The sequence below is a fragment of the Chitinophaga arvensicola genome (assembly GCF_900110835.1).
Classification (GTDB): Bacteria; Bacteroidota; Bacteroidia; order Chitinophagales; family Chitinophagaceae; genus Chitinophaga; species Chitinophaga arvensicola.
Genome location: NZ_FOJG01000001.1, coordinates 2,280,548 through 2,301,044, shown reverse-complemented (window position 1 = coordinate 2,301,044; position 20,497 = coordinate 2,280,548). Strand labels below are relative to the sequence as shown.

The 20,497-nt window shown below is 46.0% G+C and carries 18 protein-coding genes; 9 read left to right on the top strand and 9 right to left on the bottom strand.

What is annotated here, in order from left to right; genetic code table 11:
* Window positions 1-133: 133 nt before the first annotated feature.
* Window positions 134-3,208: a type IX secretion system periplasmic lipoprotein PorW/SprE gene (porW, locus tag BMW79_RS09680; RefSeq protein WP_143059117.1), complete on the bottom strand. Its 3,075-nt coding sequence runs from the start codon at window positions 3,206-3,208 to the stop codon at window positions 134-136.
* 254 nt (window positions 3,209-3,462) lie between these two features.
* Here porW and BMW79_RS09675 point away from each other — a divergent pair, with 254 nt between their 5' ends.
* The 5 genes from BMW79_RS09675 (at window position 3,463) to BMW79_RS09655 (ending at window position 5,552) form a co-directional block, all read left to right on the top strand.
* On the top strand, window positions 3,463-3,867 hold the full coding sequence (locus tag BMW79_RS09675; RefSeq protein WP_089893779.1) for a hypothetical protein: 405 nt from the start codon (window positions 3,463-3,465) through the stop codon (window positions 3,865-3,867).
* 63 nt (window positions 3,868-3,930) lie between these two features.
* Window positions 3,931-4,353: a bactofilin family protein gene (locus tag BMW79_RS09670; RefSeq protein WP_089893776.1), complete on the top strand. Its 423-nt coding sequence runs from the start codon at window positions 3,931-3,933 to the stop codon at window positions 4,351-4,353.
* Window positions 4,322-4,543, top strand: a complete 222-nt coding sequence (locus BMW79_RS09665) for an AtpZ/AtpI family protein (RefSeq protein ID WP_089893773.1) — start codon at window positions 4,322-4,324, stop codon at window positions 4,541-4,543. Before BMW79_RS09670 ends, BMW79_RS09665 begins: the two co-directional genes overlap by 32 nt.
* The gene (locus BMW79_RS09660) at window positions 4,540-4,926 is read left to right on the top strand and encodes a hypothetical protein (RefSeq protein WP_089893770.1); all 387 of its coding nucleotides are present in this window, start codon (window positions 4,540-4,542) and stop codon (window positions 4,924-4,926) included. Before BMW79_RS09665 ends, BMW79_RS09660 begins: the two co-directional genes overlap by 4 nt.
* Before the next feature lie 5 nt (window positions 4,927-4,931).
* Entirely contained in the window at window positions 4,932-5,552 is a 621-nt protein-coding gene (locus BMW79_RS09655; RefSeq protein WP_089893767.1) for a SprT-like domain-containing protein, read from the top strand.
* Here BMW79_RS09655 and BMW79_RS09650 read toward each other — a convergent pair.
* From BMW79_RS09650 to BMW79_RS09640, 3 genes are all read right to left on the bottom strand, one after another.
* Window positions 5,549-6,481, bottom strand: coding sequence for a M20/M25/M40 family metallo-hydrolase (locus tag BMW79_RS09650; protein WP_245752441.1), 933 nt, complete (start codon window positions 6,479-6,481; stop codon window positions 5,549-5,551). The genes BMW79_RS09655 and BMW79_RS09650 overlap by 4 nt on opposite strands.
* 83 nt (window positions 6,482-6,564) lie before the next feature.
* Complete coding sequence (yidC, locus tag BMW79_RS09645) at window positions 6,565-8,415, bottom strand: membrane protein insertase YidC (protein ID WP_089893760.1); 1,851 nt, start codon at window positions 8,413-8,415, stop codon at window positions 6,565-6,567.
* 392 nt (window positions 8,416-8,807) lie between these two features.
* On the bottom strand, window positions 8,808-10,454 hold the full coding sequence (locus BMW79_RS09640; RefSeq protein WP_089893757.1) for a CTP synthase: 1,647 nt from the start codon (window positions 10,452-10,454) through the stop codon (window positions 8,808-8,810).
* 333 nt (window positions 10,455-10,787) lie between these two features.
* On the opposite strand from BMW79_RS09640, the gene BMW79_RS09635 reads away from it, so the two are divergent.
* The gene (locus BMW79_RS09635; RefSeq protein ID WP_089893755.1) at window positions 10,788-11,312 is read left to right on the top strand and encodes an acyl-CoA thioesterase; all 525 of its coding nucleotides are present in this window, start codon (window positions 10,788-10,790) and stop codon (window positions 11,310-11,312) included.
* A gap of 49 nt (window positions 11,313-11,361) precedes the next feature.
* Here the strand turns inward: BMW79_RS09635 and BMW79_RS09630 are convergent, their stop codons facing one another.
* Window positions 11,362-12,018, bottom strand: a complete 657-nt coding sequence (locus BMW79_RS09630; protein ID WP_089893753.1) for an HD domain-containing protein — start codon at window positions 12,016-12,018, stop codon at window positions 11,362-11,364.
* A gap of 74 nt (window positions 12,019-12,092) precedes the next feature.
* Between BMW79_RS09630 and BMW79_RS09625 the strand changes: the two genes are divergently transcribed.
* Complete coding sequence (locus tag BMW79_RS09625; protein WP_089893750.1) at window positions 12,093-12,434, top strand: DUF488 domain-containing protein; 342 nt, start codon at window positions 12,093-12,095, stop codon at window positions 12,432-12,434.
* Here BMW79_RS09625 and BMW79_RS09620 read toward each other — a convergent pair whose 3' ends face one another.
* From BMW79_RS09620 to BMW79_RS09610, 3 genes are read right to left on the bottom strand one after another with little or no spacing between them, the layout of a single operon-like run.
* A complete protein-coding gene (locus BMW79_RS09620; protein ID WP_089893746.1) occupies window positions 12,435-13,028 on the bottom strand; it encodes a precorrin-2 dehydrogenase/sirohydrochlorin ferrochelatase family protein in 594 nt (197 codons plus the stop codon).
* Window positions 13,028-13,804, bottom strand: coding sequence for a uroporphyrinogen-III C-methyltransferase (cobA, locus tag BMW79_RS09615; protein ID WP_089893744.1), 777 nt, complete (start codon window positions 13,802-13,804; stop codon window positions 13,028-13,030). Before cobA ends, BMW79_RS09620 begins: the two co-directional genes overlap by 1 nt.
* Window positions 13,805-13,832: 28 nt before the next feature.
* Window positions 13,833-15,944 carry a nitrite reductase gene (locus tag BMW79_RS09610; RefSeq protein WP_089893742.1) on the bottom strand — a complete coding sequence of 704 codons (2,112 nt, stop codon included), beginning with the start codon at window positions 15,942-15,944 and terminating at the stop codon, window positions 13,833-13,835.
* Between the two features lie 645 nt (window positions 15,945-16,589).
* Between BMW79_RS09610 and hxpB the strand changes: the two genes are divergently transcribed.
* Window positions 16,590-17,249, top strand: coding sequence for a hexitol phosphatase HxpB (gene hxpB, locus BMW79_RS09605; RefSeq protein WP_089893739.1), 660 nt, complete (start codon window positions 16,590-16,592; stop codon window positions 17,247-17,249).
* Window positions 17,250-17,335: 86 nt separating this feature from the next.
* Here hxpB and rpsA read toward each other — a convergent pair whose 3' ends face one another.
* On the bottom strand, window positions 17,336-19,234 hold the full coding sequence (rpsA, locus tag BMW79_RS09600; protein ID WP_089893737.1) for a 30S ribosomal protein S1: 1,899 nt from the start codon (window positions 19,232-19,234) through the stop codon (window positions 17,336-17,338).
* Window positions 19,235-19,588: 354 nt separating this feature from the next.
* Here rpsA and BMW79_RS09595 point away from each other — a divergent pair, with 354 nt between their 5' ends.
* On the top strand, window positions 19,589-20,467 hold the full coding sequence (locus BMW79_RS09595; RefSeq protein WP_089893734.1) for a rhomboid family intramembrane serine protease: 879 nt from the start codon (window positions 19,589-19,591) through the stop codon (window positions 20,465-20,467).
* Window positions 20,468-20,497: the final 30 nt, after the last annotated feature.

Here is a 20,497-nt window from a genome sequence, read left to right as displayed (position 1 = left end):
ATCTTTTGTTTGAATAGCAATTTATTACTATCTGTTGGCTATATATGTAATTTTTTCAATAAAGTTCATCTGCAATAAACAAGCCTGTTTATAACAATTGGACCGGCAAAGCTATTCAAAATTCCAAAATTACTTACTGCGTCACATAATTATCTGTAAAAAACTTGCGATAACCTGCCAGGTCTTTCGTGCTGTTTAACAGGATGAAATTATCCCTGGAAATCACAAAGAAGCTGTATTCTGTAGGTCTTATCCGTGGGATGATGCTCGTTTCCGCCTGTTCGCGGACTTCATCGTAATAGGTCAGTGCTTTGTCTTCATTGGGAAACAACCGGAAGATCAGCATCACATCATTGGGTGTGAGCACGAAACTGCCTACTTCAATTTTGTCGCTGGCATGTTTGGCCGCATTATAACGGGCAAACTGGTTCAGCCCTTCATCCATCAGTTCTTTAGATACGCGCTGGAAAGAGAGTACCACAAAGAACGGGTTATCGGCAGTGATCTTATAAGGTGTTACAGGCTTTTCGGGCGCTTTAACGGCGATGGGGCCCGGCAGCGGAGCATTGATGCCTGCAGCGATTTTCGTTGAATCCACCGGCGCTTTGGCACCATTCAGTCTGTCTGCCAGTACCGGCTGCGGATTTTGCCAGGGATAGCGCATGGACACGTTTTCATCCAGCAACACCCCGTTGGCGTCTTTCTTCCTGACTTCCAGTTTCGCCAGGTAGTCAGATAGTTCCGCACGGTGATTCAGCGCATCCATCAGGGCCTGTGCCTGGTTCCGAACCGGCTCATCTGAGGCATACTTGTTCAGCACGGCCTGTACAGCATTACGCGACAACCGACCGCTATCTGCCAGGAAGGAAGTATCTGTTTTGACGATCAGCATCGCTTCGAGCAAATCGAACTTCGACTGCATAAAGTTGACGCCATAAGTGCTATCCGCCTGCTTTTTCAGGGTCATTGCCGTGGTGTAGTCTCCGTTGTGGAAGGCCTCATACGCCGCATTATAGGCAGTGGTGATTTCCTTCTTTTTCGCACCGTCGATATCTTTTAATCCGCCTGAACGGATAATGTCTGCAAAATTGGTATTACCATACTGATTCAGTACCATCGTTTTATACTGATTCGCCTGGGCAGTATGATTCAGTTTACTATACCACACATACAGGGAATAAAGCACTTCCGGTTTACGCGGGTGATCAGGGAACAGGATCAGCAGCGAGTCGTAGGTTTCTATGCCTAACGCGTAATTTTCCAGCTTATCGTGGTATAATTTACCAAGATCAAACCAGGCATCTTTTACCGATTTTTCGGAAGCAGCCAGCTTCTCGGGGGTCAACGGTAGACCAGCGGCCAGACGTTCAGTACTGATGCTGTCTGTTGGTAGGGAAGCCCCTGTGATGGAAGTACTTTCTTCCGTGATCATAATGGGACCGTTGCTGTTGGTAGCGTTCACCACACCATTCTGGCTGCGGCGCCAGTTATCTGTTGGCTGGCGGTTTCCCCACTTACGCTTAAATTCTGAATAACCGGATGATTTACTACCGGCGTTATAGAAATACCAGTCGCCCTTTTCCTCTTTGGGAGAATAGGCGGTGCCACCCATGCTGAGGGAGGAACCTTCCTGCGGATTGGCAGCTTCCAGTTTCTCTTTCTTTTTCTTATCGGCGGCTTCTTTTTCCATAACGGCCACCATTTTTGTTAAAACGATGTTCCGTTCGGAGGGCGACATGGCCGCCAGTTTCTGGAGGCTATCTTCCCGGTGAATGGTTTCCAGCCTTACGACCACTTCTGTCAACACCTCTTTGCGGATGGCCACTACAGGGGCATCCACAAAATCGGCGGTCATCACACCGGCTGTACTGTCGTAATATTTCTTCGCGTCGGTATAGTTACGCTGATCGTAGTAGATATCAGCAATGCCTTTATAGGTGAGGGTGCGCTGCATCAGGTTATCACTGGGTATTTTCAGTGATTGCTTCATGTAGTTGATGGCGGCTTCCGGGTGATTAGGGTATTCGAGAGATCCCATCGTGTAAAGAATCCCATCGCGGAACCTTTCAAACCGTTGCTTTTTGAGCATGTGGCGAAGACCGGAGATACTGCCTGCCACATCCCCGGTAGTTTGTGCGTTGGTTCTGGCAATTTGCAACCTGGCCTGAAAATCCATCATGGGATCGGGTTTCATGCTGATCACATTCCGGAACTGTTCCAGTGCGGAATCGGGATGTTGCTGTTGCAGGTAGAGCTGTCCCAGGATATACGACATCCTGGCGCGGGATACCTTGTCGTGGCCCTTATCGATGGCTACTTTCAGCGGTTCGATGGTTTCTGGATATCTTTTCTGGATATAATTGCCATAGGCGCGTACTTCCGCCAGATCGCCATCAAGGCGGTGAGGGAAGTTCGGATCATTATTCAGGATATTGAGGAGGGCCTGTACTTCGTCGTATTCCTTTTGTTCCAGGAGGGTACGGGCTCTCCAGAGAAAGGCGTCGTTACGGGCTTTGGTATGTTTCATGCGTCCAAAGAAGCCTTTTCTCTTTTCTTTGGTAGCAATAGAGATCTGATCGCTTTCATGGGCGCCCACCACCGTTTTGTATTCGGATTTCATTTTGGGGGCAAAAGCAATATTGATGTATTGGAAGGTTTTATTGGCGTTTTCGAGATCGCCTTCATAGAAGTAGGCGCGTCCCATAAGCAGGAAGCAGTCATCGATCCATTTGCCACGGGGGTCGTGGAGCTGGATGGCCATGTTGGTTTTGTCGATCACGGAATCCAGTTCCCCTTTGCTGAAGCCCTGGCTTTGGAGGCTGAAAGGATAAAACGGGAGGAGGATATTATAATTATCCTGTCCGTCGCGGTTGGCAGTTTTCACCACGCGGTTGAGTTTCACCCTGGCGTGAAAGTAATAGTTAAACCTGGTAGCCATGTTCTGGAAAAATTGTCTTTTCCAGTTCCATTTCTTTTTCTCCAGCATTACTTCCGAAGGGGGACGGCGATCCTGTACCCGCTGTTCCTTGGGCTTAAAAAGGGGTTTGGCAACAGGTTTTTGTTGCTGTCTGTTGGGGGCCTGGCGCAGGGAATCTGTTTGCCGGGATTGATTTTGAGGCCTATTTTGTGCCTGGACAGCCGGCAAACCCAGGCAAATTGATAATAATAGTATTCCCAGATATTTAAGTAGCAGTTTGATGCAATTCATGGATGCCAGGGTGTATAGGCTAAATATATATAACTTACAGTTTGAAAAAATATTTTAAAGATAGTATAAAATAGTTGATTGCGGGTGAGCCGCAGCGGATAGATACCGACTTTTTCCGATGAAAGATAGTTTTTAATGGCCTGGTTTTCAGATAAAAAAGCCAGAATCCACAAAACACTATTTCCTATTTTACAATATTGATTAACTTTAGCCCGCCTTAAAAGAAATCTGATTCTTTAAGAAGTACCACAAACATGGCCAAGAAGGGTAATAACAACAATAGAAGAAACCTGGAGAAACTCAGTCATAAATACCGTCTGGTAATTATGAATGATGATACCTATGAAGAAGTGACCTCGTTCAAACTCTCCCGGATGAGCGTATATATTGCATTCAGTACCCTTTTTGTATTGCTCGTTGCTATTACGGTCGCCACCGTGGTATTCACACCTTTGCGTTATTATATCCCCGGCTACGGTGATCTGAAGCAGCGGAAAGAGTTTATCCATCTCAAGATGAGGGCAGATTCGCTGGAAACAGCCATCAATGCCCGCGACCAGTATCTAAATAATATCAAACAGGTAATTAATGGTGAGTTTACCGGAAAACTGGATACCACTATGCTAAAAGTACCGGCTGTAGACAACAGCACCTATTAATATATAATTACAAAAAATTATATTACATTTATTACACACTAAACTTGAAAAACCTGACTCCCTATGTTTAATAACAATCAGAAATCAAAAGGCGACAGCAAGACCATGCTGCCTACATCGACTATTAACATTATTGGAAATGGCACCTCTATCCAGGGTGATATTGTATGTGAAGGCGATATCAGAATTGATGGCCAGGTAAACGGACTGGTATCTACCAAAGCTAAGATTGTGGTAGGTCCGGAAGGCGAAATCACCGGCGACCTGGTATGCCAGAGCGCTGATATCCTGGGTAAAGTAACCGGTATTATAAAGGTAGAAGAGCTGTTGTTCCTGAAAGGCAATGCTTTGGTAAAAGGCGATGTTTACACCGCTCATTTTGAAATGGAGCCTAGTGCGAAGTTCAATGGCCGCTGCTATATGGACGATCAGCAACCGGCTGACAATCAGAAACATGGAAAATCCGTCCTCCAGGAAGCCGAATAACCAGAATCCGCTGTTACGCTATGCCGGGTTGGCCTTCCAGATGATGGCTACCCTGGGTTTGGGAGTATTTGTGGGGTATAAACTCGATCAATGGATCGGTTGGCGCTTCCCTGTATTCCTCATCATTTTTTCTTTAGTGGCATTAGCCATACTTTTGTGGCAAATTATAAAAGACACCCGACGGCAATGAGTGATAGATTTTTCATACGGTTATTCGCAGTTTTTGGAATTTTAAACGGACTTATTATCATATTCAAACCCAGGTTGCTGGACCTCGGCACACATGTAAATGTGCTGATGGCTGGTAACCTGATCATGGCTATTATTTCCCTGGTGTCTTACCTGCTGAGCCGCCAGGGACTCGCTTCCTCCAATCACAATGCATTTATCAGGGCCGTTTATGGCTCTACCCTCAGCAAACTTTTTCTTTGCGTTATAGGCATTGCTGCGTACGTGCTTATCTATAAGCCCGATGTCAGCAAACTGACTATTTTCATGCTGTTGTTCCTATACCTGGTGTATACTGTATTTGAAACAATCAGCCTTTTCCGGCTGACCAGGCTAAAAAAATAATCTATTTGAAAAAAGAGGCGCCCCTGAATGCACTAGCGTCCTACTTACCCGAAGGCACCTTCGGACAGGTCATGGATTTTCTGACTACCTATAAGGTACACCTGACCGTTACGCGCGAACGGTCCAGTATACTCGGCGACTACCGTCATCCCGATGGGCAGGGAAAAGGGCACCGCATCAGCGTAAACGGCAACCTGAATAAATATGCTTTTCTACTGACGCTGCTGCATGAAATAGCCCACCTCACTACTTTTAATAAATATGCCAACAGGGTAGCTTCCCATGGCAAAGAATGGAAACAGGAATTTTCCTTTATCCTCCATGGTTTTGTAGGGAAAAGCCTCCTGCCACCCGATGTGGAAACCGCCGTGCGTCAGAGTATGGCCAATCCCGCCGCCAGTTCCTGCGCAGATGAAAACCTGATGCGGGTACTCAAAAACTACGATAAACAGAAAGAAAATCACTTTTTTGTAGAGCAGGTGCCTTTACATGGTTTATTCAAAACCAAAGATGGACGCGTATTCCGCCGGGGTGAAAAAATAAGAAAACGCTACCGCTGTGAAGAGGTAGCGTCTCATAAATGGTTTTTGTTCAGCCCTGTCTATGAAGTGGAGCTGGTTTCCTAATTTTTTTCTCCTACATAATGTAATACCGGGAAAGTCATCGCACGGTTGATCAGCTGAATTTCCAGCTGGACGATACTGGCTTCCGACTTTGCCTGCAACTTCGGGGCATCATCTGTGGGTTTGTGATAGTCATCATGCCCTCCGGTGTGGAAAAACATGACCGGCACGCCATTCACGTAAAAGTTATGATGATCAGAAGCGCCTTTGCCGGCAGCATCTGTAAAGAATTTAATACCTGGTTGCTGTACATCTTTGAAGACAGCCGGCCACTCTTCTGCACTGCCGTAACCACCAATGCCAATGCCTCTTTCCGGATTGTAACGGCCAATCATATCCATATTGAGCATGAAATGCACCTTATCCAGCGGCATCAACGGATGTGCGGTGTAGTATTTCGATCCCTGCAGCCCCAGTTCTTCTCCTCCAAAAGCAATAAAGAGAAAGTTAAAGGGTTCCTTGCCCTGGTTTTTTACATAATAACGCGCCAGTTCCAGCAACCCGGCCACACCGGAAGCATTATCGTCTGCCCCGTTATGTATTTCCCCGATCGGATATTTACCGTCAAATAAAGCGGCCGTTCCCAGGTGATCGTAATGGGCGCCGATGATAATCGTACGGGCGGCGCCGTTATCCAGAAATCCGAGCACATTACGGCTGGGAATATTTTTATGTTCTTTCCGGTCGAAGGTAAAATCCTGGAAATAGCTGTTGCCGTTTACAGGTTTCAGCCCCAGCTTTTTGAACTGTTTGGCCACATAGCGGCTCGCTGTTTTGCCACCCTTTTCTGCGGTGCCTCTCCCTTTCAGTTTATCGGAGGCCAGGTAATTCACGATTCCCTGAATACGTGCGGCATCAGGAATAGTATCCTGGGCGTGTGCGGCGGTGATGGTACCAGCAGCGCACATCAATAAAAATAGTCTCTTTATCATATCCCGTCAAAAATAGAGAAGGCTTCCTTAACGGGAAGCCTTCTGATAAAAAATATTAGTAAAATGCGCAGATGCTATCAATGCTACTTTTTCTTCTGTTGCATATCCTGCTGACGTTTCTGGACTTCTTCCAGTTTTTCCTGCCATTTGGATTTGCTCTTTGGTTTCTTTTTATTTTCCTGGATCTGTGCGTGGATCTTGTCGTGGTTGATGATAAATTTCTGGATCACGAACTGTAACAGGATACTGATCACGTTAGACAGGAAGTAGTAGAAAGTCAATGCCGCAGCCAGGCGGTTGAAGATACCCAACAGCATCACCGGCATTACATATGGCATGTACTTCATTACCGGGTTGCTCTGATCTGTCATACCACGGTTGTAGAAGGCCAGGATCAAGCTGGTAATGGTCATGAGAATGGTGAACAAGCTGATGTGGTTACCATAGAAAGGTACATTGAACGGCAGGTTCAGGATAGAGTCGTAAGTAGACAAATCCTTTGCCCACAGGAAGCTTTCCTGGCGCAGCTCAATGGAAGACGGGAAGAAGCTGTACATCGCCACCAGGATAGGCAGCTGCAGTAAAGCAGGTAAACAACCTCCCAGTGGGTTCACACCAGCGCTTTTGAACAGTTTCATCTGTTCTACACCAAAGCCTTGCTGATCATCGCCGAATTTAGCTTTCAGTTCGTCGATTTCAGGTTTCAGTACCTTCATTTTAGCCTGGGATACATAGCTCTGGTAAGTAAACGGAGCAATCAGCAGGCGGATGAAGAGGGTGAGCAGGATGATGATCACACCATAGTTGTGGATAAATCCGCTGAGGAAGTTGAACACCGGGATAATGATAAAGATGTTCACATACTTCACGAAAGCGAAGATACCTGTACCCAGTGGGATGATCTTCTGCAGACCGATATCGAAAGATTTCAGTGTTTTATAGTGGTTAGGACCGTAGTAGATTTCAATCGGGAAGGAGAAATCATTGGCGCGGCTATACGGGATCTGTATAGTGCTGAATGTTTGTCCTACGATGTTAGGGCTTACCGGTACTTTGGTATTTACATCCACGTTGTTGAAAAGCTCGTTTTTAGCGATCAGCGTGGTGTTAAAGAACTGCTGTTTTACGCTCACCCATTTCAGTTTGTTTTCCAGTTTTTCGTGGCTGGTACGGTTCAGGGTGAAGTAATCATGTTTATCATGTTCCAGCATATAGTGCACCTGGTTGTTCAGGCGTTCGTTCTCTATATCGTGTTCCTGTTTGTCTTCCTGGCTGTTCCACTGCAGGCTCAGATAGTTCTGGTTGCCTGGCAGTAAATTCTGCATACCTACGGCGTGGATGGTATAATCTACCACATAGCTGCCTGGTTTCAGGGAATAGATGAATTCCAGGTAAGAAGCCGGGTTATTGGTATTCAGACGGTAAGCGATCGATTTTACGCCGCCTGCCAATTCCTGTGTCTGGCCAGCGGTAAAGAACAGATCCGCACTATTCAGCATTTTGGTAATACTGGCAGGTACTTCTACCGACAGGCGGTTAAAAGAACCCTGTGTCAGCATCAACGGACCACCGTCGTAAGCTTTGTAGTCCTTCAGCTGTACGTTTGCAGGCTGACCACCTTTATTGGAAAAGGTGATTTTCACCACGTCGTTTTCCAGCACGGTATTTTGCACATTGCCGGTAGCAGCAGCAGCAAATACGCCAAACTCTCCGCTTAACAGTGCCTGATGGGCTGAATCCAGCTGACCGCCGGCAGCTGCTGCAGCGAGGCTGACAGTATCTGCTAAAGGTGTTTTTGGCTTGTTAAGCTCTGCGATGGAATCTTGCCTGGCTTTTTCCCTTGCGGCTCCTGCCTGTTGTTTCTGGTTGAAGAATATATATCCTACCAACAAAACGCCCAACAGTAAAAACCCAATGACCGAATTTCTATCCATGAAATGCAATTAAAATTTAGGCAGCAAAGGTAAGCATGATTTTATGAATTGACCATGCTTTTTAGGTGAAACCCCTGTTAAATGCGGTTAAAATAATAAATAAGTAACCCGAATGTGTATTTTATTGAGGATCATAGCGAGTTTGGCGGAGAGGGTACCTTTCGGCGCCTGTCCCGCAGCCGGATTATACTTATTAGGAAGATTTAGATGATTTTGCCACTTTAGGCGACAATACCCAGATCCACAAACCGCAAAAAAATCGGGGAGAAATAAACGGTTTTATCCGTTTACATCTCCCCAAATTCTTTATAATCCCGGAAAATCGAATCATAACATCATGGTTAATTACCAACATCCCGGGAAAAACAAGCGCCAAAGGCGCTCCTCATTATTTATTTAGCAACTGTTTCTTCCAGTTTGGCTTTACCGTTCTTGCTTTCTGCGTACTGCTTCGCGGCCTTGATAAAGGAAACGAAAACCGGTGCAGGGCTTTCCACGGTACTTTTCAATTCCGGGTGGAATTGTACGCCTACAAAGAAAGGATGGGTAGGCAGTTCAACGATTTCCACGAGGCCGCTTTCCGGGTTTTTACCGGAGAGTACCAGGCCGGCGTCTTCGAACTGCTGAACAAAGTCGTTATTGAACTCATAACGGTGACGGTGTCTTTCACTGATGCTGGTGCTGCCATAAATTTCCTCCGCTTTGGAGCCAGGAGTGAGTTCGCAGGCATAAGCGCCCAGACGCATGGTACCACCTTTCGCGGTCACTTTCTTCTGCTCTTCCATGAGGTTGATTACCGGGTGAGCGGTATCAGGGTTCATTTCTACAGAGTGTGCATCTTTCCAGCCGAGTACGTTACGGGCGTATTCTACCACGCTCATCTGCATACCCAGGCAGATACCAAAGAACGGCAGCTGATTTTCACGGGCATACTGGATGGCGGTAATTTTACCTTCAATGCCACGATGACCGAAGCCCGGCGCTACCAGGAGCCCATCGAGGTTCTTCAGTTTTTCGCATACATTTTCAGGTGTAAGATGTTCTGAGTGGATATTTTGTACCACGACTTTGCATTCGTTCAGGGAACCGGCATGTATAAACGATTCCAGGATAGATTTGTACGCATCCTGCAATTCCACGTATTTACCGATCAAACCGATGGTTACTTTGGATTTGGGATATTTCAGTTTATCCAGGAATTCGCGCCATTTAACCAGTTCAGGCTCTTTTTCAACGGGTAAACCCAGTCTTTTCAGTACAGATACGTCGAGTTTTTCGCGCATCATTTCCAATGGTACTTCGTAGATGGTAGGTACGTCATTGGCTTCAATCACAGCATCTACCTGTACGTTACAGAACAGGGCGATTTTCTTTTTCAGATCGCGGTACAGCGGTTCTTCTGTACGGCAAACGATGATATCCGGATGCACACCGTATTCGCTCAGGAGACGTACGGAGTGTTGAGTAGGCTTGGTTTTCAGCTCTTTAGCCGCACGCAGGTACGGAATGAGGGTAAGATGTACCACGAGGCAATCTTCTTCGCCAAGTTCCCATTGCAACTGACGAACTGCCTCAATGTACGGGAGTGATTCGATATCACCCACAGTACCACCGAGTTCTGTGATGACGATATCAAACTTACCGTCTTTACCCAGCAGGAGGATACGACGTTTGATTTCGTCTGTAATGTGCGGGATTACCTGAACGGTTTTACCCAGGTAAGCACCTTCTCTTTCCTTGTTGATCACTGTCTGATAGATACGACCGGTAGTCACATTATTGGCCTGGGACGTAGGCGTATTCAGAAAACGCTCGTAGTGTCCAAGATCCAGATCGGTCTCTGCGCCATCCTCCGTTACATAACATTCACCATGTTCATAAGGGTTTAACGTACCCGGATCCACATTGATATATGGATCAAATTTCTGAATAGTCACTCTAAAGCCGCGTGCCTGCAATAATTTTGCAAGTGAAGCAGCTATAATTCCTTTACCCAAAGAAGATGTAACACCTCCTGTAACGAAGATATATTTTGCCATAAAACTAAAATTCTGCTAAGAATACCTGACCTATAAACGGGGAAGTGCCGACTGCGTTTGGTGTAAAACCGATCAAGTAAATTACTTCCGGAGGTCATGCAAAGTTACACAAATTTGCTTCGCTCCCAAGTTTTTTACCAGCAGCCTTTATTTGTTTGTTAATTTTTTGAAGAATATCTTTAGCTCTCATCACTTATCTGTGGCGCGTTTTAAAGATTTTCCAAGTACTGGAAATTATTTGTTAAAAACCTTTATCCGGGTGTAACGCGCCTGCAAATGCTTACGCTACTATAAATATATAAACAGTAAATTTGCGTCCGAAATACATAAAAGATGACTTTAACGCCAAAGAGAGCCCAAGACTCCCTGATACAGATGACCGAACTGGTTTTACCGAATGATACCAACACATTCGGCAACCTGATGGGAGGTCGTTTGATGTACTGGATGGACATTGCAGCGGCACTGGCCTGCATGAAACACTGCAGCGCACCGGTAGTAACTGCTTCCGTAGATAATATTTCCTTCGAAAACCCGATTAAGCTGGGTAATGTGGTACATATTGAATCTAAAGTAAGCCGAGCCTTCAATACTTCCATGGAAGTACACATGAGAGTGTGGGGAGAAGACCCTGTACAGCAATACCGCTATAAATCGAATGAAGCTTTCATGACATTTGTAGCCCTGGACCCGAATGGCAATTCCCGCCCGGTACCAGGTATTATCACCGACACAGAAGAAGAAAAAAAATTATATGAAGGTGCTTTGCGCCGCCGCCAGTTGCGTTTGATCCTTGGAGGAAAAATGAAGCCGGAAGATGCGGATGAACTGAAAGCATTGTTCTTTGAAAAAATCTAGTGTTAAGGGAGATGTGAAGGCAAACGGCCATTACATCTCCCTTAAAAATTTATATCTCTCCCTCCCACTCTTTATAAAACCGCTCCAGGAATTCTTCCATAAAAGCGTGTCGCTCTTCCGCCAGTTCTTTGCCGGTATTGGTATTCATCCGGTCCTTCAGCAACAGTAATTTTTCATAGAAATGCGTAATGGTGGGCGCTGTACTGCTTTTATATTCCTCCTTCGACATATTCATATTGGGCTTTACTGCCGGATCATAAAGCGACCTGTTTTTGAAACCGCCGTAATTAAAAGCCCTGGCAATACCGATGGCGCCAATGGCATCGAGCCGGTCGGCATCCTGTACCACCGCCAGTTCGGGGGAATGAAATGTTTGCTCCTGGTTGCCTCCTTTAAAAGAAATATGCCGGATAATATTTTCCACCGCAGTGATCACATCTGCCGGAACGGCCTGTGTTTGCAGGAATGCCACTGCTTTGGCAGGACCAATATTTTCATCACCGTTATGAAACTTAGAATCAGCAATATCATGTAAAAGTGCGCCCAGTTCCACTACCAGCCCGTTCACGGATTCCCTCCCGGCGATATGCCTTGCCTGTTGCCATACGCGGTAAATATGCCACCAGTCGTGGCCTCCTTCGGCACCAGCTAATTCCGTCTTTACAAAATCTACAGTAGCTGTAATCAGCTGATCATGGTTTATCATACCTGCAATGATATTTATTTTTTCGAAGCAACGAAAGTAGAAAAACAATCCGGTTGACGGCTTGTTACATAAGTATGCTACAGGTAAAACGTATATATGAAGATTACGCAGAAAGCGATGGTTACCGGATCCTGGTAGACCGGCTCTGGCCACGGGGTATTTCAAGAGACCGGGCCCATATCGATGAATGGATCAAGGAAATAGCGCCCAGCAACGAACTGCGGGAATGGTTTAACCATGATCCAGCGCGGTTTGCCGAATTCAAAACAAAATACAAACATGAATTACAGGAGAAAAAAGAATTGTTGGCCGATATTAAAAAGAAGGCGCAACATCAACGGGTAACATTACTCTACGGGGCTAAAGACGAAACTCACAACCAGGCGCAGGTGCTGGCGGAATTGTTGAAAAAATAATCAGGCGTTTTCACTTTCCGGCTTCACCAAAACTTCCGTGATGCTGTTCAGTTTTCTCACCTTGCTGGCAAAATCGCCGGTTAATTTTTCGCGGATCTGCGATAATTTATTCAATACTTCATCGAGGGTATCCGGAATGGCTTCCTGTAATACCTGTTTCAGTCGCTTCGCAATGGTAGGTGATTTGCCATTGGTGGAAATAGCGATCTTGAGATTTCCTTTCTGAACAATGGAGCCCAGGTAAAAATCACACAGTTCCGGGGTATCCGCCACATTGATCAGCACCCTGCTGCCTTTGGCTTTCTCCCAGACATGATAATTAAATGCTTTGTCGTTGGTAGCAGCAACTACCAGGTCTTTCCCCAGCAGATCGCCACAGGAGAACGATTTTTGAATAAGGGTAATATTGGGATACTGGTGCGTCAACTCTTCCAGCGCAGGCAAAAAGTCCAATGACACAACTGTAATAGTGGCTTGTGGGCAATTTTCCAGCATGGCATTGGCTTTTTCCAAACCAATATTACCACCGCCTACAACGAGTACGTGCAGACGGTGCAGTTTGAAAAATACCGGGAATAACTGATTTTCTTCCATTATACGGCAATTTTAAGTTCTTCTGATACCTTGTTTTTCAAGGCCTGGAAGGCTTCATGGAAACTTACCACTTCACCTATCACCAGTACCGCAGGGTTGTGCAGATCGTGTGTAGCAGCTATTTCCAGCAGATCGGCCACATTGCCTACTCCCATTTTCTGGGTAGGTAAAGTACCATTCTGGATAATAGCAGCAGGGGTATTCCCTTTTCCTGCAGCGCTGTAGATCCCTGCAATTTCAGCCAGTTTGCTCATTCCCATCAGTATGATTACGGTAGTGTTGGCACTGATGGCATGATCCAGGTCGCGGGATAAATTTCCATTCTGTGTATTGCCGGTGATCACCCAAAATCCTTCGCTGACGTTACGCGCCGTTACCGGGATTTTATTCACACCAGGTACAGAGATCGCGCTGGATATGCCGGGGATTACTTCAGCGGTAATACCGAACTGTTGAGCAAAGGCAATTTCTTCCTGACCACGGCCGAAAACGAAGGAGTCTCCTCCTTTTAAACGGACAACGCTACCATAAGTTAGTGCATATTTTACAATCATCCTGTTTATTTCATCCTGTGAATAAACGTGCATGCCTGCACGTTTGCCCACAAAACGGCGAAGGCAGTTAGCCGGCGCATGGTCCAGCAATTCGTTGCTGGACAATGCGTCATAAAGGATTACCCTGGCATTCTGTATGGCCTTTAACCCTTTAACAGTGATCAATTCCGGATCACCTGGGCCTGCACCTATCAATGTGAGTTTGGGTTGTATATTTTGCATGGTTGGTCGTGTTTAGGTAAATGAATGATTAAGCCTGCACCAGTTCACTGGATTTCTGACGGTATGCCTGTGCGGCGTTATAAAATGACTGCGCCTGCTGGAAGTAGGTTTTTGCAAAACTCTCCGTAGGCTCGTTCGCGTTAATCTGCAGCACCACTGATTTAAAATCAGGCTCAAAACTGAATTTACCGGTGGCTACAAAGTATTTATCGAAATCGTTGAGGATACCGATCTGGGTATTTCCGCTGATAGCCTCTCCGAGCAACAGTGCTTTGGCGCCCTGTACAAAAGAAGAGTAAGCGTGATAGATACCGTCTGAGTAAGCGCCTTTAACGATAGCTACGCTACTCAGTTCCAGTTTTTCTTCCGCTTCCAGCAGCAAGGTAGCTACCAGGTCGATGATCACACCGGCACATTCTCCCACACCGATCGCAGTGGCGTAATCCTGTGCCTGTCCCCAGTCAACAAAATCGCCCGCAGTGAGAGAAGTCAGATCTGTTAAAGGTTTCAGCAGTTCGTAGAAATACTTTTCTCCTTTACGGTCGTAGTATTCGTTGAACAGTTCATTTTCCTGACCATTGATTTCGAAGTCGTGCAGCAGGCTGCGCAACACATCCGGACCACGGCGGCTTGGTACTTTAATCACCTTATCGGCTACACGTCCTACGCCATCACCTACGATACCGCCACCCAGCAGTACCTGCAGGGCAGGGAGTACTTTACCGGCGCTCTTCATGGAACTGCCATGAAAACCGATGCTGGCAATACCGTGCTGACCGCAGGAGTTCATACATCCGCTGATCTTTATTTTGATGTCTTTATTATAGATAAGGTCCGGGAACTCATCAGTAATCACTTCTTCCAGTACTTTAGCAATACCGGTGCTGCTGGAGATACCGAGGTTGCAGGTATCCGTGCCGGGGCAGGCGGTGATGTCTGCAATACTGTCGAATCCTGGGTTTGCAAATCCCGCTTCTTCCAGTACGCTGAATACATAGGGTAAGTTTGCCGGTGAGATGTATTTCAGCAGCAGTCCCTGGTTAGCAGTCACCCTTACATCGTCTGCAATTACCGGCCGTAATGCTTCGATGAGCTGGCGGCTGATAGAAGAACTGATGTTACCCAATGTGATTTTTACATAAGCCGAAAAGTATCCTTTCTGTTTTTGCTCGAAAGTATTAGTGGCTTTCCATGCTTCGTATTTCTTTGGATCTTTTATGCTGTAAGCGGGTACCGGAGCGGTTGCAGGAGGCTGGGTAGCATCCCATGCGTCAGCATCGATCGGCACACTTTTCACTTTGATTGCCTTATATTCTTCTTTGATCAAACGCTCAAATTCTTCCATTCCGATTTTCTGGATCAGGAATTTCATACGGGCTTTGTTCCTGCTGGTTCTTTCGCCGTAGCGGTCGAATACGCGTAATACGTTTTCGATGTAGGGAATGAGCAGGTCTGTTTCCAGGAACTCGTATACCACTTTCGCGAGAAAGGGTTGTGCGCCCAAACCGCCGCCTACCAATACTTTGAAGCCACGTACTTCTTTACCGTCGATGATTTTCACTTTAGGGATCATACCGAAATCGTGCATAAACGACCAGGCAGTATCTTTATCGGAAGAGGAGAAAGAGATCTTGATTTTACGCCCCATTTCCTGGCTCACCGGGTTACGCAGGAAATAGCGGAATACTGCATCTGCATATGGTGATACATCAAATGGTTCTTCCGGATCGATGCCGGCGCGGTCTGAAGCGGTAACGTTGCGTACGGTGTTGCCGCAGGCTTCGCGGATGGTGATGCCATCTTCTTCCAGCTTTGACCACATTTCAGGTGTTCTTTCCAGGCTTACATAGTGGATCTGCACATCCTGACGGGTGGTCAGGTGCAGGTTGCTTGTTGCATATTCATCAGAAATTTCAGTAATCCGGTGCCATTGCTGAAGGGTCATTTTACCGTAGGGCAGTTTGATACGGATCATCTGCACACCAGGCTGACGCTGACCGTAGATACCTCTGGCCAGGCGGAGACTGCGGAACTTTTCATCTGTAATGGCGCCTTCGCGGAACAGGCGGATCTTCTTCTCCAGGTCTATGATATCTTGTTCAACGATGGGATTTTCTAGTTCTGTTCTGAAGCTTTGCATAAAAAGTATTTTCAGGTGGTGGTAAAAAGCAATTAATTAATTCTGGTTGGGGGTTGCTGGTCGTTTTTTTACATTAAAAAGCCCCCGGGTTATTTGCGGAGGCCTCGTATAATGATTGATTTACAGTAAGCTGATCACTGATTTCTATATTACACGCGCCTCATGGGTGTTGATGAACAACAACTATTATTGCGACAATTCCTGTTCTCATTACCCATATTCCCTATAATTTTAGTAGAGTAATACAAAGATATAAATGCAGCCCGCATTTCCAAAACTTTTTTCAACATTCAATAAGGCCCCAAAAAAGGGGGAAATTGGCGGGGATGGCGGTTTGCAGTGGCAAAGGAGAGGTAAACGGTTACCAGTAGGGCATTACGGCTCCAATCCGGCGTCTGTGGCTGCAGTGGCGTGATAACCAAATTTTATGAGGTATAACTTATTGTTATGGGCAATGGGGTTCCGGATGGTCAGGTAGGCGTGTTTTGCCGGTCATACATTGACCGGCTCCCGCGTTCACTCCCGAAACAAGGATACCGGAAACAGATCTGCCCCCGTTCCCTAAGCTTAAACAAATGACAACAACCGCAAGCCCCCTATCTCCCGGTATAACTTCTTATCTTTGCCGCGCATAAAAGGACTTATATGATAGATACGGTAATATTCGATATGGACGGCCTCCTGGTAGATTCAGAGCCTTTGTGGGGCGTAGCCATGCAGGAAGTGTTTGCTACAGTTGGCGTGAACCTGTCGCCCGAACTCACCCATTTAACCACCGGGCTCCGGACAAAGGAAGTGGTGAGTTACTGGCACAACTATTATAAATGGGAAGGCAAAAGTGCGGAGCAGGTTGTCAATGAAATTATTGACAGTGTTATTCATAAGATCATTGCCGAAGGTCATCCGATGGAAGGCCTGTCTTATATTCTCCAATATTTCCGGGAGAAAGGGTTCAAAATGGGCCTGGCATCTTCTTCCCCGCTGCGACTGATCAATGCGGTACTGGAACATCTGAAGATAAAGGACGCTTTCCAGGCAGTATATTCTGCAGAGTTTGAGGAATATGGCAAGCCGCATCCGGCTGTGTACCTGGCCTGCGCGAAAGCATTGGGCAGTGATCCGCTGGACTGTATCGCTTTTGAAGATTCCGTTACCGGTATGACGGCGGCGAAGGCAGCCCGTATGACCACCGTAGTGGTACCGGAAGCGCATAACCGTCATGATCCGCGCTACGCACTGGCGAATATGAAGCTGGATAGCTTGCTTGAGTTCAATGATGCGAAGTTATCCCTGCTGATGAAATAGAAAGCTGAAATTTACTATTGAATATTAAAAAAAATCCCGCTCCGATGTTACTCGAAGCGGGATTTATTATTTAACGAAAACGGATCTTATTGTGCGCTTTTTTCTTCGCCACCTTCAGATTGTTTCAGTTTTTCTCTCAGTTCAGCTAAAGCACCCAGATCACCTAAAGTAGCTTTTTCAACTTTACCCTGGATGTTTTTCACAGCCTTACGGGTTTTGTCAGCTTCTTCTCTCTTCTCTTTCACTACAGCCTGTTTTTCTTCAGCCTGTGCTTTTTCCCAAACGCGGGTATGAGAAACCAGGATACGTTTTTCGCTGCGATCGAATTCAATGATCATGAATTCTTTCACGTCTTCTACGTTGATTGGTTTTTCGTCTTCTGTTCTCAGGTGACGTGCAGGAGCGTAAGCTTCCAGACCGTATTGCAGTTGAACAGTAGCACCCTTGTCATCTTTCTTCACAACAGTACCTTCGTGTACGGAGTTGATCGGGAAGATAGTTTCGAAGGTATTCCATGGATCTTCTTCGATCTGTTTGTGACCGAGGCTCAGTTTGCGGTTGTCTTTGTCAATACCCAGGATTACTACATCTATTTCGCTACCTACTTTAGTGTATTCGGATGGGTGATTGAAACGTTTGATCCAGCTCAGGTCAGAGATGTGGATCATGCCACCGATACCAGTTTCCAGTTCAACGAATACGCCATAAGGAGTGATGTTTTTCACGATACCTTTGTGACGGCTTTCAACTGGGAATTTAGTTTCGATAGTAGACCATGGATCTTCTGTCAGTTGCTTGATAGACAGGCTCATTTTGCGTTCTTCCTTGCTCAGGGTAACTACAACGGCTTCGTATTCTTCTCCTAATTTGAAGAATTCTTTAGCGTTGATTGGCGTAGAAGCCCATGAGATTTCAGATACGTGAACCAGACCTTCCACACCTGGCATGATTTCCAGGAATGCACCGTAGTCTTCAATGTTTACAACTTTACCTTTCACTTTAGCACCTTCGGTGATAGTAGCTGGTAAAGTATCCCACGGATGCGGGGTCAGTTGTTTGTAGCCCAGGCTTATGCGACGTTTTTCGTCATCGAAGTCAAGCACAACAACGTTGATTTTCTGATCCATCTGCAGTACTTCGCTCGGATGGGAGATACGGCCCCAGCTGATATCTGTGATGTACAGTAAGCCGTCCAGACCACCCAGGTCGATGAATGCACCGAAGTCGGTGATATTTTTGATGGTACCTTCCAGGACCTGGCCTTTCTCCAGTTTGCTGATGATATCCACTCTCTGTTGTTCGATGTCGCTTTCGATGAGCGCTTTGTGGGAAACAACGGCGTTGCGGATGGTTTCGTTTACTTTCACCACCTTGAACTCCATAGTTTTGCCTACAAACTGGTCGTAATCGGTAACTGGTTTCACATCGATCTGTGAACCTGGTAAGAATGTTTCCATACCGTACACGTCTACGATCAAGCCGCCTTTGGTTTTGCTGGTAACAGTACCAGTAACCACTTCGCCTGTTTTGTAAACTTCCACGATTTTTTCCCATGCACGTTTCTGGCGAGCCTGTTTACGGCTCAGGTGCAGGTTACCATCGCGGTCTTCTTTTTCTACTACCAGCACTTCCACTTCATCACCGATCTTCAGACCTGGTAAATCACGGAATTCGTTCAGAGAAATCAAACCATCAGATTTGAAACCGATGTTGATCACTACGTCTGTGTTGGTTAAACCTACAACAGTACCAGTCAGCAGGCTGTTTTCTTCAAACACCTTGAATGTGCTGTCATAAGTCTGATCGTACTTTTCTTTTTCTTCTTTGCTGTAAGAAGAAACGTTACGCTTGTCAACGCTCCAATCGAAATCGTCGTGCGCAGTAGCTACTACAGGTGCCTTTGGTGTCGCTGTTTCAACCGCAGCTGCTGCTTGCGGAGCCTGTTGTTCAGCGTTTTGTTCGTTAGAAATGTTGTTTTCGCTCATAAAAAATTGAAAATTTTATCCGGAATACCCGGACACCCTGTTTTATGGGACGGCAAAAATACGAAAAAATCAGCGTTTATCCACATTTTTATTGAATAAAACCGCTGCCCGCTGTCGTATTGGGCGCTCTTTTCAGATATTTTTTAAATGTATTATTAAAAAATATACTACAACAAAAAATTCACCTGTGTAATCAGGCATTTTTTTTGCGCCGGGAACAACCAGAACGCGGATTAATTGTTGTAAACAGATGGAGGAAAGGTGATATTCATTTGCAGTAAACACCCTTATTTTCCTGCATTCAAAATGTTAATTACTATTATTAAATCCCGGATTTTATTTTAATTTGTGTATATGAACGGGACCTCATTTCAAACGGATATTCGCTATTGGCTCAGGCAAGGAAACACAGTCAACCATTTACTTTTCTGGAACATCATTATTTTCCTGGGATTAAATATTCTGCGTCTTATTGCTTTTCTGACCAGGCAGCCCGCTCCCTTTGACTGGACATATGAACAGCTGGCCATGAACGTGCCGCTGAGCGCCTTTATATTAAAACCATGGGGCCTCATTACCTACATGTTTACGCATGTAGGAATTTTCCATGTTTTGTTTAATATGATCAACCTTTACTGGTTTGGGAACCTCTTCCGGGATTTCCTCGGCAACAAACGGGTACTCCCCCTTTACCTCATGGGAGGTATTGCCGGCGGTTTACTGTACCTGCTGAGTGCCAGTCTTTTCCCGGGTTATGTGGGCACCACCATGGTAGGCGCTTCCGCCGCCATCATGTGTATACTCGTAGCCGCGGCTACCCTGATGCCTAATTTTGAGATCGGGCTGATGTTCCTGGGCAGCGTGAAATTGAAATGGCTGGCCCTGGCCCTGGTATTACTGGGACTGATCTCCATTCCCGATGGGAACATCGGCGGCCTGATATCACATATGGGTGGTACTTTACTTGGCTTCCTTTATGTTCGCATCCTGCAGGCAGGCACCGACCTTTGCCAACCGCTGATATGGCTGTTCGATTTCAATAGCCGCCGCCAGCAACGTCCCGCCAACCGCAAATTCAAACCTAAAAAATCACCCCTCAAAGTGGTAAAGAAGGCAGAAGACAGGGATCCTTCCCGCCTTGATCAACTGCTCGATAAAATCAACGAAAAAGGCTATCAAAGCCTGAGCGCAGAAGAAAAAGCCTGGTTAGACAAAGTGAGCAAAGAAAACTGATTAACTTTGTCCTTCAATTTTCTGTCATTT

Bases quoted from the DNA above. Each gene is read 5' to 3' on its own strand.
- BMW79_RS09630 (WP_089893753.1), bottom strand. From the start codon at position 12,018: ATGATAAACCATGATCAGCTGATTACAGCTACTGTAGATTTTGTAAAG.
- BMW79_RS09665 (WP_089893773.1), top strand. From the start codon at position 4,322: ATGGAAAATCCGTCCTCCAGGAAGCCGAATAACCAGAATCCGCTGTTA.
- BMW79_RS09610 (WP_089893742.1), bottom strand. From the start codon at position 15,944: ATGCAAAGCTTCAGAACAGAACTAGAAAATCCCATCGTTGAACAAGAT.
- BMW79_RS09635 (WP_089893755.1), top strand. From the start codon at position 10,788: ATGACTTTAACGCCAAAGAGAGCCCAAGACTCCCTGATACAGATGACC.
- rpsA (WP_089893737.1), bottom strand. From the start codon at position 19,234: ATGAGCGAAAACAACATTTCTAACGAACAAAACGCTGAACAACAGGCT.
- BMW79_RS09660 (WP_089893770.1), top strand. From the start codon at position 4,540: ATGAGTGATAGATTTTTCATACGGTTATTCGCAGTTTTTGGAATTTTA.
- BMW79_RS09640 (WP_089893757.1), bottom strand. From the start codon at position 10,454: ATGGCAAAATATATCTTCGTTACAGGAGGTGTTACATCTTCTTTGGGT.
- BMW79_RS09595 (WP_089893734.1), top strand. From the start codon at position 19,589: ATGAACGGGACCTCATTTCAAACGGATATTCGCTATTGGCTCAGGCAA.
- BMW79_RS09670 (WP_089893776.1), top strand. From the start codon at position 3,931: ATGTTTAATAACAATCAGAAATCAAAAGGCGACAGCAAGACCATGCTG.
- BMW79_RS09650 (WP_245752441.1), bottom strand. From the start codon at position 6,481: ATGATAAAGAGACTATTTTTATTGATGTGCGCTGCTGGTACCATCACC.
- BMW79_RS09625 (WP_089893750.1), top strand. From the start codon at position 12,093: ATGCTACAGGTAAAACGTATATATGAAGATTACGCAGAAAGCGATGGT.
- cobA (WP_089893744.1), bottom strand. From the start codon at position 13,804: ATGCAAAATATACAACCCAAACTCACATTGATAGGTGCAGGCCCAGGT.
- hxpB (WP_089893739.1), top strand. From the start codon at position 16,590: ATGATAGATACGGTAATATTCGATATGGACGGCCTCCTGGTAGATTCA.
- BMW79_RS09620 (WP_089893746.1), bottom strand. From the start codon at position 13,028: ATGGAAGAAAATCAGTTATTCCCGGTATTTTTCAAACTGCACCGTCTG.
- yidC (WP_089893760.1), bottom strand. From the start codon at position 8,415: ATGGATAGAAATTCGGTCATTGGGTTTTTACTGTTGGGCGTTTTGTTG.
- BMW79_RS09675 (WP_089893779.1), top strand. From the start codon at position 3,463: ATGGCCAAGAAGGGTAATAACAACAATAGAAGAAACCTGGAGAAACTC.
- porW (WP_143059117.1), bottom strand. From the start codon at position 3,208: ATGAATTGCATCAAACTGCTACTTAAATATCTGGGAATACTATTATTA.